This is a genomic window from Streptomyces sp. NPDC055099, from assembly GCF_053607685.1.
This window is the reverse complement of the sequence record NZ_JBSGUA010000003.1, coordinates 274,479-288,907: the sequence shown is the minus strand read 5'-3', so window position 1 is coordinate 288,907 and position 14,429 is coordinate 274,479. Positions and strand designations below refer to the sequence as shown.

Sequence of the window (14,429 nt, the reverse complement as noted above, 5' to 3'; positions counted from 1 at the left end):
CTCAGCCCTCCGCAGGCGCCAGCGTCAGTGAGATCGAGTTGATGCAGTACCGCTGGTCGGTCGGCGTCGGGTAGCCCTCGCCCTCGAATACGTGGCCGAGGTGCGAGCCGCAGCGGGCGCAGCGGACCTCCGTGCGGACCATGCCGTGCGAGGTGTCCTGGAGGAGTTCGACCGCGTCCGTGTCCTTGGGGTCGAAGAAGCTCGGCCAGCCGCAGTGCGACTCGAACTTCTCCTCCGAGGTGAACAGCTCCGCGCCGCAGGCGCGACAGGAGTAGACGCCCTTGGTCTTGGTGTCGGTGTACTCACCCACGAACGCGGGCTCGGTGCCGGCCTGGCGCAGCACCGCGTACTCCGAGGGGCTGAGCTCCGCGCGCCACTGCTCGTCCGGCTTCTCGACGTCGTACGACATGAGACTGAACCCCTTACTTCGAAAGCTCTGCCAAGATCTGCGGGCCGAGGTCCGTGACGTCGCCCGCTCCCATGGTGAGAACGAGATCGCCGGGCCTCGTCATTCCCGCGACGGCCGCCACGGCTTCGGTCTTGTCGTGCGCGGCCCGTACGTCGGCGCCCGCGGCCACGGCCGCGTCGATGATCAGGGCGCTGGTGATGCCCGGGATCGGGTCCTCGCGCGCGGGGTAGATGTCGAGGACCACGGAGGCGTCCGCGAGGCCCAGGGCCTGGCCCATCTCCTTGCCGAGTTCCTGCGTGCGGGAGAAGAGGTGGGGCTGGAAGAGGACGAGGATGCGCGAGTCGCCCGCGGAGGAGCGCATCGCCTCCAGGTCCGCGGTCATCTCCGTGGGGTGGTGCGCGTACGAGTCGATGACCTGGACGCCCGCGGCCTCGCCCTTGAGCTGGAGACGGCGCTTGACGCCGGTGTACGAGCCGATGGCCGAGGCGAGGTTGTGCGCCGGGATGCCCAGCTCGATGCCCGCGGCCAGGGCGGCCACCGCGTTGTGGGCGTAGTGGCGGCCGGGGACCGAGACCGTGAAGGTCAGGAACTTGCCGTTCAGGACGACCGTGACCTCGCTGGTCAGGCCGCGCGGGGTGATCTTGTGGATGCGGAGGTCGGAGCCCTCCGAATCGCCGTACGTGACGACCTTCAGGTCGCCCGCGTCGCGCACGCGCTTCGTCAGCTCCGCCGCGCCCGACTGGTCCGCCGCGATCACCAGCGTGCCGCCGGGGACGATCTTGCCCGCGAAGGTCTCGAAGGACTCGTAGATCTCGTCCATCGACGCGTAGTTGGCGTGGTGGTCGAGCTCCACGTTCAGGACGATGGCGACCTCGGGCGCGTACTTGTGGAAGCTGCGGTCGCTCTCGTCCGCCTCTGCCACGAAGATGTCGCCGTCGCCGTGCAGCGCGTTCGAGCCCGGCGCGTCCAGGTCGCCGCCGATCGCGTACGACGGGTCGAGGCCCAGGGTGGAGAGGGTGACGGCGAGCATCGACGTCGTGGTCGTCTTGCCGTGCGTGCCGGCCACCGCGATCGGACGCAGGCCCTCCATGAGGGAGGCGAGCGCGTCCGAGCGGTGGACGACCGGAATACCGAGGTCGGTGGCGCGGGCCAGCTCGGGGTTGTCGGCGCGGATCGCGGAGGAGACGACGACGCAGGTGGCGTCCGACGCGAGGTGCGCGGCGTCGTGGCCGATGTGGACCGTGGCGCCCAGGGTCCGCAGGGCCTCGGCCGTGGCCGACTCCCGCGCGTCGCTGCCGGCGACCTTGGCCCCGCGCTGGGCCAGGATCTTGGCGATGCCCGACATTCCGGCGCCGCCGATGCCGATGAAGTGCGGTCGGTCCATGGCGGTGGGCAGGCCGGGTGCCATACGTGTGTCTCCCCAAGATCCAAGAGTTACGGCAGATGAGCGGCTGAGCAGGGTACGCGCAGCTGAGCAGGGCCCAGACTATTGCCTCGGGCGGACACCGGGCACATCTGAGCCCCGCCTGCCCCCTGCCGGACGCCGCCGGGCTCAGTCCTTCGCGTGGGAGAACAGCTTCAGGACCGGTACGCCCACCTTGTGCCGCGCCCGCGAGGCCCAGTCCCGGTGGAAGAACTCCTCCACGTAGTGCGGGTCGGTCAGCACGATGACCTCGTCCGCGTTCGACTCGTCGACCAGTTGCTTGAGCGCGTCGAGCGGGTGGTCCTCGATCAGCTGGCCCGATGCCTCGCAGCCCGCCGCGCGCAGCGCCGTCAGCGAGACCTCAAGGGCCTTCTGCGCGGGGGCCGTGGCGTCCTGCCCCTCGGGAACGTCGCCTTCCTTGGCCGCCTCGTCGAGCTCCCCCAGAGCCACGTCGTCGATGGCCCGGAGGAGGCGGTCCGCCTGATCGCCGCGGGGCTGGAGCAGCACCCGGAAGCTGACCGTCTCGTCGCCGTGCAAGGTGGTGACGAACTCCACGTCGGCGGACGTCAGGGCCTTCTCGATCATCAATACGCTTGTGAACACGACAGGCGCCCTTCTCATCCGTGGGCTGCCGAGTGTCTGTCTCGACAGCCCCTGCGGAAACCATCCTGCCCCGTGGCCGCACGGGGTCTGCGACTTTTAGTGTGCCCAGCGGAAGCGAAACGGAACGGCCGATTCCGCTGATTGTCAGGTTCGACGGTATCGGGTGAAGAGGAACCCGGCCTCCTCCAGTACGGAAGCCAGTACGAATCGATCCGGCACCGCCAGCGCCGACCCCCAGGCGATCCGCTGCGCGTCCCCCGCGGTCAGCATCGGGGACACCGTCAGACAGAGCTCGTCCAGGGCTCCGGCCGCCACGAACTGGCCGAGCAGCCGGGGTCCGCCCTCGGTGAGCAGCCGGGTCAGGCCGCGTCCGGCCAGGGCGGGCGCGACCCGCTCCGGCTCGACCGCGGTGCCCTCCCCCGCGACCACCACCACGGCGCCCGCCTTCTCGGCCGCCGCGACCCGGTCGGCGGGCGCCGCGGCACCGGTCACCACGAGCGTGGGCACCAGCGGCGAGGTGAAAAGCGGAAGGCTGAAATCCAGGTCGAGGCTCGCGCTGACCACGGCGATCGCGGGCGCCACCGTCTGCCCGGCCGCCGCCCTGCGCTCCGCGAAGGCCTCACGCGCGCGTGCCGGTCGGTAACCCTCCTGGCGGACCGTTTCGGCACCGACGACCACGGCGTCGGCGACCGCGCGCAGGGTGCCGAAGATCCGCATGTCCGTGTCGTTCGAGATGGGGTGCGAGCGGCCGTCGTGCTGGGCCGCCCCGTCCAGCGTGGACACCATGTTGGCGCGCAGCCAGGAGGTCGCGTCCGGGGGGTAGGCGTACGCGTCGGCCAGCTCCCCCAGCCCCCACTCTCGTACTGATGTTTCGTCTGCTCGTACGTACGTTTCGTCTGTCTGGTCGGTCACAGGGAACAGGCGTCGCATGTCCAGCAGTCTTGCACGGCGCTTAGAGTTAGGAACCGTGTCGTCCTCCACCGCCGCCCCCGGGCAGAGCCCCATAGCCGAAGCGGCTCCCCTGTCGCTGTGCGCCCGCGAGCCCCATGTCCCCGCCGACCGCCTGGTCGCCGAGATGGTGCCGCCGCCGCGCTTCGACTCCGTCCGCTTCGATACGTACATCCCGGACCCGAAGCAGCCGAGCCAGACCGAGGCCGTGCGGGTCCTCAGCGGCTTCGCGGCCGGGCTCGGCGGGGCGCACGCCTCCGGAGCGGGCAAGAAGCGCTGGTTCGGGCGTGCCAAGCCCGCGGCGCCCACCGGCCCCCGCGGTGTCTACCTCGACGGCGGCTACGGCGTGGGCAAGACCCACCTCCTCGCCTCCCTCTGGCACGCCGCGCCCGCGGCGCCCGAGCAGAAGGCGTTCGGCACCTTCGTCGAGCTGACGAACCTGGTCGGCGCACTCGGCTTCCAGCAGACCGTGCGCACCCTCAGCGGCCACCGGCTGCTCTGCATCGACGAGTTCGAGCTCGACGACCCGGGCGACACGGTGCTCGTCTCCTCGCTGCTCGCGCGGCTCGTCGACGAGGGCGTGGCGCTCGCCGCCACCTCGAACACGCTGCCGGGCAAGCTCGGTGAGGGGCGGTTCGCGTCCGCCGACTTCCTGCGCGAGATCCAGGGCCTGGCCACCCACTTCAAGTCGCTGCGCATCGACGGCGAGGACTACCGCCACCGGGGTCTTCCGGAAGCTCCCGCTCCGTACTCGGAGGCGCAGGTCACGCAGGCCGCGTACGCGACCGAGGGCGCGAGCCTCGACGACTTCCCGCAGCTGCTCGACCACCTCGCGCGCGTGCACCCCAGCCGGTACGGGGCGCTCACCGACGACCTCCGGGCCGTCTGCCTCACCGACGTGACGCCCGTCCCCGACCAGTCGACCGCCCTGCGCCTGGTCGTGCTCGCCGACCGCCTGTACGACCGTGAGGTCCCGGTGCTCGCCTCGGGTGTGCCCTTCGACCAGTTGTTCAGCGAGGAGATGCTGAACGGCGGCTACCGGAAGAAGTACTTCCGGGCGATCTCCCGGCTCACCGCACTGGCACGGGACGCGAAGAGCCTCGTAAAGCCGTAACGACTCACCGCTACGCGCGTGGTTCCCGCACGCCTAGGCGCGTGGTACACACATCCGGTCATGTTCCTGTCCGCCAGCAGGAGGTCGACCTTTTATGTCCACGACACGACGTCAGGTGCTAGCCCGTACCGGTGCGGTGGGTGCGGGAATCGCCTTCACCGGCGCCCTCACGGAACTCTTCGCGGGCAGCGCCGCCGCGCAGGGCAAGGCCGGATACGGGCCGCTGGTGCCCGATCCCGCCGGGCTGCTCGATCTGCCGAAAGGTTTCCGCTACAAGGTCCTCTCCCGGGAGGGCGGCGACCTGTCCTCCGGTGAGGGCAAGGTGCCGAGCAACTTCGACGGCATGGACGCGTTCCGCGGCAAGCGCGGGGGCGTGCATCTCGTCCGCAACCACGAGAACCGCCACAACGGAAGAACCCCCGTGCCCACGGTCAAGGGCCTCACCTACGACCCGATGGGCAAGGGCGGCTGTACGGCGCTCGCGCTCGACCGCCACAACAACGTCCTGGGCGAGCGCGTCGCCATCGCCGGCACCGCGGTCAACTGCGCGGGCGGGCCCACTCCTTGGGGCACCTGGCTCACCTGCGAGGAGAACGAGGACAAGGCCGGCACGAACGGCTACACCAAGGACCACGGATTCATCTTCGAGGTCGACCCCGTCGAACCGCACCGCACCGGAGCCGTGCCGCTCACCGCGATGGGCCGCTTCCAGCACGAGGCGATCGCCGTCGATCCCCGGCGGGGCGTGGTCTACGAGACCGAGGACGCCTTCCAGAAGCCCTTCGGCCTCTTCTACCGCTTCCTGCCCAAGAAGCCCGAGGGCGGCCGCGGTTCGCTCCGCGCGGGCGGCAGGCTCCAGGCCATGCGCGTACCCGGCGTGCCCGACCTGTCCGCGATCCAGGAGACGGGCGCGTCCTTCGACGGCATCGAATGGGTCGACGTACCCGACCCGCTCGCCGTCCAGACCCCCATCCGCCTCCAGGACTTCGGGCCGAAGGGCATCACGCACGCGCAGAAACTGGAGGGCTGCTACTGGGGCGGCAGCTCCGTCTACTTCGTTTCGTCCTTCGCGCACAGCGCGGAGGGCTCGGCAGCCGACCACTTCGGGCAGATCTGGCGCTACGAACCCTCGAAGCGCCGTCTCACCCTCGTGATCGTCTTCGGCCCGGACACCGACATCCAGCTGCCCGGCGAGTCCCCCGACAACATCTGCCTCGCGCCCAGCGGCGGCCTGATGGTGGCCGAGGACGGCGGCGGCGCACAGCACGTGTACGGCGTGACGCGCCGGGGCGAGGTCTACGCGATGGCCCGCAACCGGCAGAACATCGGCACCCCCGAGGAGCCCGAGTGGGGCGAGTTCGCGGGCGTCTGCTTCTCGCCGGACCGCGACACGATGTACGTCAACTGCTACACCCCCGGCACGACGTTCGCCATCACGGGCCCCTGGCACCGGACCTGACGGCCCCTCACGCGACCTGAGGGTCCTTGACGGGGTGCGCGGTGGTTTGCCGCCGCGCACCCCCGCACCCCGCCCCGCACCCCGCGACCCGCCGCTAGGAACCGATCACCGGGTAGTGGTCGGACAGGTTGGTGTACGTGTACTGCTGGCCCCAACTGGAGACCGTCCAGGGCGCGCTCTGCTCCTTGACCACCTCGTTGCGCCAAGTGGCGGGGCGGGCGTGGCCCTTGCGGTGCAGGACGTAGTCGAGGTCCTCGCGGGGGTCGTCCGGGTAGCGCTCGGACGCGATGGAGTTGTCCTGGGTGTCGAAGGAGTACGGGTGGCCGCCGCGGCCGTCGGCGGGGGCGAAGTTGCCGTCGGCCAGCATCGAGGCGTACTCACCGCTGTGGGAGTCGACGTTCAAGTCGCCCGCCACGATGACCTGTTCACTCGCAGGGATGTTCTTCGCGGCCAGGAAGGCGTCCATCTCCTTGAACTGCAGGGCGCGCGTCGCGGCCGCCTCGCCGGAACCGCAGCCCGGGTCGGTGGACTGGGCGTGGGTGCCGACGACGTGCACCTTCGCGCCGTCGACGTTCAACTGGGCATAGACGAAGCCCTTGTTGGAGTACGAGTCGGAGCCGCAGGCGTCCTTGTAGACGTACTGCTCCTTGCGCACGATGGGCCACTTGCTGAGGACGGTCACCCCGCCGTCCTCCGGGGTCACCGAGGAGTACGCGCCACCGGTGGCGTCCCAGCCGCTCTTGCTGCGGCCCATGACGGGCGTCTGATGCGGGTAGCGGGCCGCCGCGGTGGCCTTCAGCGCGTCGGACGAGGAGTTGTCGAACGCCTCCTGGAGGACGACGACGTCCTTGCCCTGGAAGAAGTCCGCGGCCGGTATGGCCTTGGCGCGGTGGTCCTGGCCCCAGTTCGGGTAGAGGGTCTTGCTGAAGAGGAACGCGTTGTACGAGAGCACCTTGAGTGCGGGAGTGTCGACGGAGGCGGCAGGCGCGTCGGCGGCGGTCGCGGCCGGCGCGACGGCGGTGAGCGTGGCCGCGGCGAGCACGGTGGTGATCGCGGCGGCGTGAGTCCTGCGCAGCGCTGGGTGCGGCACTGAATCTCCTGATGGTGGGGGGTTGTTGGGGGCGTGCACGTGAAATGCGCGTGCACGCGGTGAGTGCGGTGCACGCGGTGTGGCTGATGGGGCGCCGCACATCCAATCAGCCGTGATTACTTCTGGGGATACGTCACGTGAACAAAGAACCCGCGTCGGGGGAGCAGTGATTTTGTGTGTCCCGCCAGGACGGGACAGGGCGCGACAGGACGCAACAGGATGCGAACGGCTGGGCCGACCCGGTGCTCACAGGTCGGCGAGCGCGCTCTCCACCGTGTCGAGCAGCGCCTGCCGGTCGTCCTGGACGCGGGCGAGGACCCGCAGGCCGTAGTACGTGCTCTGCACCCGGCGGGCGACGGTCCGCGCGTCGGCCGTCGACCGGAGCTCACCCGCGCGCCGACCGGCCGTCACGACCGCGCACAGCTCCTCCTCCACCAGGTCGAAGTTGCGGCGGACCGCGTCCTTGACCTCCGGGTCGAGCCCGCCGATCTCGACGGCCGCGTTGATCGCGAAGCAGCCGCGTCCGTCCGCCTCGTCGAGATCGGCGTCCAGGGCGTGGACCATCATGTCCCGCAGCCGCTCCTTGGCCGTGCCTTCACCCCGCAGGATCGCGACCTGCTCGGCAGTGCTCGTCTCGTGGTAGCGCCGCAGTGCGCGCAGATAGAGCTGACGCTTGCCTCCGAAGGTGTTGTAGAGGCTGGAGGGACCGAGACCGGTGCTGTCGCAGAGCGCGCGGGTCGAGGTGCCCTCGTAGCCGTGGCGCCAGAAGGTGTCCATGGCCGCGGTGATGACGCGGTCCTCGTCGAACTCTCGTGGCCTGGCCATGGACCCCAGAGTACGGGTTTTGGAATACGCGTACAAAATACCGCGCCCGCCGTTCTCGCTTCTCGTTCCCCGCTTCGGCTACGCGAGGGCGCCGATGCCCTCGATCTCGATCAGCCAGTCCGGATCGGCGAGTGCTGCGACCTGGACGAAGGACTCCGCCGGGAACGGCGGGGCATAGAACCGCGCGCGGAGAGCCGCGAAGGCGTACTGGTGTGCGATGTCGGTGACGAAGACCGTGATCTTCACGGCCTTGTCCAGACCGGACCCGCCGTTCGTGAGGACGGTGTCCAGATTGGTCAGCGCCCTGTGTGCCTGGGCCTCGAAATCCCCGGCGCCCACCGTGACGCCACGCTCGTCGACCGGCGCCTGCCCCGAGGCGAACACGAGATCGCCCACGCGGATGCCGAGCGATATCCCGGCGGAGGCGTACCAGTCGGGGTCGGCGGTGACGCGGGTGGGGGTGTGGGTTGGGGTGTGACTGAGGGTGTGGCCAGTGTGGCCAGTGTGGCTGGGGGTCGCGGGGGTGGACGTCATGTGATCACTTGCCTCTCGCATCGGATGACTCGTCTCTCGCATCGGATGACTCGCCTCTCGCATCTGGCTCGTTCTTCTCATCGGGCTCGTCTTCCTCATCGGGCTTGCGTCACAGGGGCGCGCGTACGTTCCACCGGCTCCGCCACGCCGCCCCGCTCCGCCCGCTCCAGCCGCCAGGCCCAGAGCACCGCCCCCGTCCCGGCGGTGGCGAGCGCGGCGCCGACCCAGGCCACGGAGGCGTAGCCGAAGCCGGCGTCGATGGTCAGGCCGCCGAGGAGCGGGGCCAGGGTGTTGCCGACGTTGAACGCGGCCGTGTTGGTGGCGCCGACCAGCGTGGGGGCGGCCGGGGCGAGGGTGAACACCCGTGACTGCAGGGCGGGGTTGGTGACGTAGCCGACGAGACCCAGGAGGAACACCAGCACGATCACGACGCCCACGGAACCGGCCGTCAGCGCGAGCAGCGCGGAGAACACGGCGAGTGCCCCGAGCCCCAGGCCGAGGGTCCGCAAGGGGCGGGCCTCGGCCGTGCGTCCGCCGATGGCCAGGCCCACCATCCCTCCGACGCCGAACAGGGCGAGGACCGCCGGCACCCACCCCTCGGGCACTCCGCTCACGTCGGTCAGCAGCGGGGCGAGATAGCTGAAGGTGACGATGACCGCGCCGAAGGCGAAGGCCGTGACGGCGTACGAGAGCCAGAGCTGGGGCCGCGCCATACCGCGCAGCTCCGCCTTCACCGACGTACGCCCGGCCTCGGACCGGCCTCCGGGGACGACGAGCAGCGTGCAGACAAGGCTCACCAGGGTGGCGGCGGCCACCGCCCAGAACGCGGCACGCCAACTGGAGTACTGGCACAGCAGGGTGCCCGCCGGCACGCCGACGACCGTGGCCAGCGTCAGGCCGCCCGCGACCACGGCGACCGCCCTGCTCTTGGCGGCGGGCGGCACGAGGGCGACCGCGGTGGCCACGGCCACGCCCCAGTACCCCGCGTACGCGAGGGCGCTGACCACACGCGTGACGAAGAGGACCCCGTAGCCGGGCGCGAGCGCGCCGATCACGTGGGCGACGACGAAGGCCGCCTGGAGAACGACCAGGGTGGTCCGCCGGGGCCGGCTCAGGGTGGCCACGGCGAGCAGCGGCGCGCCGACGACCATGCCGATCGCGAAGGCTGAGATCAGCAGCCCCGCGTCCGGGATCGACACGCCGAGGTCGGCGGCCATGCCCGGCAGAAGGCCCGACAGCATGAACTCCGAGGTCCCCTGGGTGAAGATGCCGAACCCAACCACGTACACCGCAGGCGGCATTGCTGCTCCTCCTGATCACGAGACTCTTTTTGGAGCACCCGCTCCAAAATCGACGATCAGGACGCTAGCACATTCTGAATCGATCGCTTCAAAATGTGCGCGGCTCGGCGCTCGGCGGATCAGCGGCTGGTGGGCGCTACTTGCCGCACATGGGGACGAGCTGCTTCTCCTCCTCGGTGAGGTCGGGGCCGGGGGAACTGCCGCTCCCGCTGGTCTCGTTGCTCTCCGCGGCCCGGCGTTCCGCGTTCTTCTTGCAGGCCGACGCCTGCACAGCGAGCTGCTCGACCTTGGCCTTCGCCTCCTCGCGGGAGCCCTCGGCGATGACCGACTCGACCTGCTTGCGCTGGTACGGCGGGAGGTATTTGAGTTCGATCTCGGGGTGCTCGTCCTCCACCTTCGACAAACTCATCCAGCCCAGCTCCTGGGTGACTCCCCTGTAGAGCGCGACATGCCCGTCGTGGGCGCCTACGTAGTACCGCGTCTGCGCCCACAGGTAGTAGCCGCCGTACAGGCTGCCGATGAGCGTCAGGACCGCCGCGATGGCGAGGATCATTCCGCGGCGGGACTTACGGGGGACCCTCGCCGTGCCCGAGCCGTCGGCGCGAGGACTGCCGACGGAAGGACCACCGACGGGAGGACCACCGACGGAAGGACCGCCGACGGAAGGCAGCGCCGCCACCACACGGCTCTCCAGCCTCTCCGGCCTCTCCGGCTCCGGCCGGATCCTCGGCGCGGGTGGCGCCAAGGGCGCAGGTGGCGCGGACGGGGCGGCCGCCGCGAGCAAGCCCAGCGCCTGCGCGACGGTCGGGCGGTCGTCCGGCCTCTTCTCCAGCAGCCCCAGGATCAGGGGCGCGAGACGGCCCGCGTACCGCGGCGGAGGGACGAGTTCGTGCGCCACCGCGTACTGCGAGCCGACGACGGTCGCACGGCGGAAGGGCGACACGCCCTCCACAGCCTCGTACAGAGTCGTCCCGAGGGAGAACAGATCGCTCGCCGCATCACCCCTGTGCCCGCGAGCCCGCTCCGGGGAGAGGTACGCCACCGAGCCGATGACCACTCCGGTGCCGGTCAGCCCCGCATCGGCCTCGCTGAAGGCGATCCCGAAGTCGGTGAGCAGGACCCTGTTGTCCGCGCTCACCATCACGTTGGCCGGTTTGATGTCACGGTGCACGATGCCCACCCGGTGCGCCGCCTCCAGCGCCCTCAGGACGGCCGTGGCCACCACCTCGACGGCATCGACCCCCAGCCGCCCCTGACGGAGGCGGTCCTGCAGGGTGGCACCGGTGACGAGCTCCATCACGATCCACGGCACACCGTCCACGATGACGACGTCGTGCACGGTGACGATGTTGGGGTGGTCCCGCAGCCGTGCCGCGTTGCGGGCCTCACGTATGGCGCGCTCCAGGCGGTGTGCCCGGTCCACGGGCGACAGCTCCCACGGCAGGAACAGCTCCTTGACGGCGACGTCGGTCCGGAGCTGCTCGTCATGGGCCCGCCAGACACGGCCCATACCGCCCGCCCCCAGAGTCCGGACGAGCCGATAGCGACCACCGATCAGCTCCCCGGGCTGCGCCCCATGTGTCACGGCCCTCCTCCGCTCACTGTCCGCGAGGACCCTCAAGCTGCCAGCAGAATAGCGGCGCCCCTGCCTGAGATGGCCGAACTCGCTTACGTGGCAGGGGAATTGATGACGTCCGTGCCACACGGGCAATCGCCGTCTCGGCAGTAACTTCCCTCACCCCCGCACAGGGGAGGCGGGACCGGCGGTTCGGCCGTCCGGGGCGGCGTGGAGCGGCACGGGCCGCACCTCACCATTTCATCCTTTTTATGTCGATACGTTCGCCGGATGATCACCCCGACACGAACACTGACCGCGCCGAGACCGGCCACGCGGGGACGGAGGGCGCCGAGGGCACAGAGGCTCACCGTCGGCCGCGTCCTGAGCGCCCTCGCCCTCCCCCTCGCCCTGACCACGCTCGCAGCCTGCGGCACCGACCCCGCGCCCGGCGGCCGCGACCGGGCCGAGCGCCCGACCGTGAGCGCGTCGCCCCGCCCCGCGACCCTCGCCCCCGGCCCCGCCGGCCTCACCCCCGTCTTCAAGAACGCCCCCCGCACCCCCGCGTCCGGCTCCCCCACCGTCGCCCTGACCTTCGACGCCGACATGACGGCCGACCAGGGGCCACGTGCCGCGGCGGGTGAGCGGTTCGACAATCCGGCACTGGTGTCGACCCTGCGGCGCCTGAAGGTGCCCGCGACGTTCTTCATGACGGGGCGGTGGGCCGAGGAGTACCCGGCGCAGGCCAAGGACATCGGCCGGGACCCGCTCTTCGAGGTCGCCAACCACTCGTACAGCCACCACGCCTTCACCGACCGCTGCTACGGGCTGCCGACCGTGCCCGCCTCCCGTATGCGCGACGACGTGGAGCGCGCCTTCGCCGCCTTCCGCAAGGCGGGCGTCGAGCATCAGGTGCCGTACTTCCGCTTCCCCGGCGGCTGCTACGACAACCGGGCGCTGCGCGCGATCGCCCCCGGCGGTGTCACGGCCGTGCAGTGGGACGTGGTGAGCGGCGACGCCTTCGCGACGGACGCCGGCGCCGTGGCCCGGCAGGTACTCGACGGGGTGCGTCCCGGTTCGGTGGTCGTCATGCACTGCACGCGCAGCGCGGCACCCACGACGGAACGTGCCCTGCGGACGATCGTCCCGAAGCTGCGCGAGCGCGGTTTCCGGTTCGTGCGGGTGTCGGAGCAGATCAAGGCGGCGGGCGCGCGGCCCCAGGATCCAGGGTTCTAGTCTGGCGGGCATGGACGACACCGCCGGGCCCGCCGCCACCAGCGACTCCGCCGACGCCACCGAGCCCGCCGGCCCCGCCGCGGGCCCGTTCGCCGAGTGTGTGCTGTGCCGGGAACCCACCGAGTATCCGGAGACGCACAAGGGCGTGACGCTGTGCCCCGTGTGTGAGTGGCACGAGGCACAGCGCACGGCCTGCTCGGGCTGAGCCGCCCACCGCCCTCTCCGACGTCCGGGCGTACTCAGCCCCTGCGCGAGGCCAGCCCGCAGACCGCTGCCACAGCCACCGCCGCGAGCGCCGCCGCCCCGGCGACCGGCAGCACCGACACCGGCACCACGCCCTCCCGCGACCCGGAGACGAGCCCGGTCATGACCGCCTTCGCGGGGGACCCGGTGGTCACCAGGGAGAGCAGCGAGGCGAGCAGCATCACTGGGATCGCCCGGCCCGGCGAGCGCATCAGCGGCCAACTCGTGACGGCGCCGATGGCGGTGCCCACCAGCGCGCTCACGAGCATCGCGAGCAGCCCGCCGCCGCTCGCCGCCAGCCGGTTCACCGCGATCCGGTGATCCGTGCTCGCCGGGTCGCTGATCACGGCCACGACGAGCGTGGCGACGGCGCCGAGCACGGCCGTGGCGAGGAACGCGGACAGCAGACAGGCCAACTGGGCGCGCCAGGGACCGGCCGCCGCAGCCGAGCAACTGCGGGCGGCAGGGGGCTCGTTGGTGACGCAGATCCGCACCAGCCAGGCGGCGACGGGCAGCAGCGCGGCGGCGGCGTACGCGAGGGAGTCGAGGATCGGCTGCCCGCTCTGTACGCCGACGGCTAGGAACGCGGCGTACAGGATGACGGGCGCGAGCCAGCGCTGGGAGCGCAGGAGGAGGGCGGACTGATAGCTCAGCAGGGCGTTCATCGCTCGCCCACCTCGCTCGCCTCGGGAAGCATCTCGCTCGTCGCGGGAAGCACCTCGCTCGCCGCGGGAGTCACGTCACTCGCCGAGGGGCCCGACGCTGCCTCCCCCCGTACCGACACCACATGCCACGGCGGGCGAGCCGCCAGCAGTGCGCGCAGTGCGATGTCCGAGTGGGTCGACGCCACCGTCAGTCGCAGCGCCCCTTCCGCGGAGTGCCCGGTGACGGTGCCGGGAAGGGAGGGCGGTGCGACGCCCGGTGGCCCCTGCGCCTTGATGACGGTCGCGGGTGTCCCCTCGGCGGCCGATCCCGGTGAAGTGCTCCCAGCGGTACGGGCGTTCACCGACGAGCCGACCACCGCGTACGTCGCGTCGACCGCCCCCGAGAGCCGCCGCGGGTCATGGTCGACGAAGACGACGGCGCCGCCCTCCGCGACCCGCTCGGCGACAGCCCGGTCGAGTTCGTCGCGGGCCGCCGCGTCCAGGCCCGTCCAGGCCTCGTCGAGGACGAGCAGCTCCGGGCCCGCGAGGAGCGCCTGGGCCACGGCGACCTTCTGGCTGCTGCCCTTGGAAAGCTCCGACAGGGGCGTACGGGCGTAGCTCCCGGCCCCGAAGCGCTCCAGCCACTCCTCCGCGTCCCGCGCGGCCGCGCCCTTGGCCAGGCCGTGGATGCGGCCCATGTGCGTGAGGTAGCCGACGGCCGTGAACGGCAACGCCGCGGGGAAGCGTTCGGGGACGTACGCCGTGCGCGGCCGACCGACGACGCGGCCCTCGGTCGGGGCGTCGATCCCGGCGAGCAGCCGCAGCAAAGTCGACTTGCCGGTGCCGTTCGCGCCCTCTATCCGCACCAGCGTGCCCGCGCGTATGCCGAAGCTGACGCTTCTCAGCACCCATGGCCCGCTCAGCGCATAGCGCCGCCCCGCCCCGTCGAGCCGCAGCACGGCCCCCACAAGATCACTGTCCATGCCGCCATCCTCGCGCAGGTGTCCGACGCCGCGGCAAGGAACGGGCTCATCGGGCAAAGCCC

The 14,429-nt window shown here is 71.2% G+C and carries 15 protein-coding genes; 4 read left to right on the top strand and 11 right to left on the bottom strand.

The window, feature by feature from the left end:
- Position 1: 1 nt before the first annotated feature.
- The 4 genes from msrB to ACWFRU_RS09210 all read right to left on the bottom strand — a co-directional run bounded on the left by msrB (position 2) and on the right by ACWFRU_RS09210 (position 3,365).
- On the bottom strand, positions 2-409 hold the full coding sequence (gene msrB / locus ACWFRU_RS09225) for a peptide-methionine (R)-S-oxide reductase MsrB (RefSeq protein ID WP_453685487.1): 408 nt from the start codon (positions 407-409) through the stop codon (positions 2-4).
- Between the two features lie 13 nt (positions 410-422).
- Entirely contained in the window at positions 423-1,817 is a 1,395-nt protein-coding gene (gene murC / locus ACWFRU_RS09220) for a UDP-N-acetylmuramate--L-alanine ligase (RefSeq protein WP_453685486.1), read from the bottom strand.
- 144 nt (positions 1,818-1,961) lie between these two features.
- Positions 1,962-2,417, bottom strand: a complete 456-nt coding sequence (locus ACWFRU_RS09215) for an indole-3-glycerol phosphate synthase (protein ID WP_453685863.1) — start codon at positions 2,415-2,417, stop codon at positions 1,962-1,964.
- Between the two features lie 162 nt (positions 2,418-2,579).
- Positions 2,580-3,365: a pyrimidine reductase family protein gene (locus tag ACWFRU_RS09210; RefSeq protein ID WP_453685485.1), complete on the bottom strand. Its 786-nt coding sequence runs from the start codon at positions 3,363-3,365 to the stop codon at positions 2,580-2,582.
- Positions 3,366-3,402: 37 nt separating this feature from the next.
- On the opposite strand from ACWFRU_RS09210, the gene zapE reads away from it, so the two are divergent.
- Positions 3,403-4,497, top strand: coding sequence for a cell division protein ZapE (gene zapE, locus ACWFRU_RS09205; protein WP_453685484.1), 1,095 nt, complete (start codon positions 3,403-3,405; stop codon positions 4,495-4,497).
- A 94-nt stretch (positions 4,498-4,591) separates the two neighbouring features.
- On the top strand, positions 4,592-5,956 hold the full coding sequence (locus ACWFRU_RS09200) for an alkaline phosphatase PhoX (RefSeq protein ID WP_453685483.1): 1,365 nt from the start codon (positions 4,592-4,594) through the stop codon (positions 5,954-5,956).
- Positions 5,957-6,050: 94 nt separating this feature from the next.
- On the opposite strand, the gene sph is transcribed toward ACWFRU_RS09200, so the two are convergent.
- The 5 genes from sph to ACWFRU_RS09175 form a co-directional block, all read right to left on the bottom strand.
- The gene (sph, locus tag ACWFRU_RS09195) at positions 6,051-7,046 is read right to left on the bottom strand and encodes a sphingomyelin phosphodiesterase (protein WP_453685482.1); all 996 of its coding nucleotides are present in this window, start codon (positions 7,044-7,046) and stop codon (positions 6,051-6,053) included.
- A gap of 246 nt (positions 7,047-7,292) precedes the next feature.
- Complete coding sequence (locus ACWFRU_RS09190) at positions 7,293-7,871, bottom strand: TetR/AcrR family transcriptional regulator (RefSeq protein WP_453685481.1); 579 nt, start codon at positions 7,869-7,871, stop codon at positions 7,293-7,295.
- Between the two features lie 78 nt (positions 7,872-7,949).
- The gene (locus tag ACWFRU_RS09185; protein WP_453685480.1) at positions 7,950-8,405 is read right to left on the bottom strand and encodes a RidA family protein; all 456 of its coding nucleotides are present in this window, start codon (positions 8,403-8,405) and stop codon (positions 7,950-7,952) included.
- Positions 8,406-8,500: 95 nt separating this feature from the next.
- Entirely contained in the window at positions 8,501-9,706 is a 1,206-nt protein-coding gene (locus ACWFRU_RS09180; protein WP_453685479.1) for a Cmx/CmrA family chloramphenicol efflux MFS transporter, read from the bottom strand.
- A 136-nt stretch (positions 9,707-9,842) separates the two neighbouring features.
- Positions 9,843-11,291: a serine/threonine-protein kinase gene (locus ACWFRU_RS09175; protein ID WP_453685478.1), complete on the bottom strand. Its 1,449-nt coding sequence runs from the start codon at positions 11,289-11,291 to the stop codon at positions 9,843-9,845.
- A 261-nt stretch (positions 11,292-11,552) separates the two neighbouring features.
- Here ACWFRU_RS09175 and ACWFRU_RS09170 point away from each other — a divergent pair, with 261 nt between their 5' ends.
- Both ACWFRU_RS09170 and ACWFRU_RS09165 read left to right on the top strand, forming a co-directional pair.
- Positions 11,553-12,497 (top strand): polysaccharide deacetylase family protein, encoded by a 945-nt coding sequence (locus tag ACWFRU_RS09170; protein ID WP_453685477.1) that lies wholly within the window; start codon positions 11,553-11,555, stop codon positions 12,495-12,497.
- Positions 12,498-12,507: 10 nt separating this feature from the next.
- Positions 12,508-12,702, top strand: a complete 195-nt coding sequence (locus ACWFRU_RS09165) for a hypothetical protein (RefSeq protein WP_453685476.1) — start codon at positions 12,508-12,510, stop codon at positions 12,700-12,702.
- Between the two features lie 34 nt (positions 12,703-12,736).
- Here the strand turns inward: ACWFRU_RS09165 and ACWFRU_RS09160 are convergent, their stop codons facing one another.
- A complete protein-coding gene (locus tag ACWFRU_RS09160; protein WP_453685475.1) occupies positions 12,737-13,405 on the bottom strand; it encodes an ABC transporter in 669 nt (222 codons plus the stop codon).
- Positions 13,402-14,367 (bottom strand): ATP-binding cassette domain-containing protein, encoded by a 966-nt coding sequence (locus ACWFRU_RS09155; protein WP_453685474.1) that lies wholly within the window; start codon positions 14,365-14,367, stop codon positions 13,402-13,404. The genes ACWFRU_RS09160 and ACWFRU_RS09155 overlap by 4 nt, the downstream gene beginning before the upstream one ends.
- Positions 14,368-14,429 lie beyond the last annotated feature (62 nt).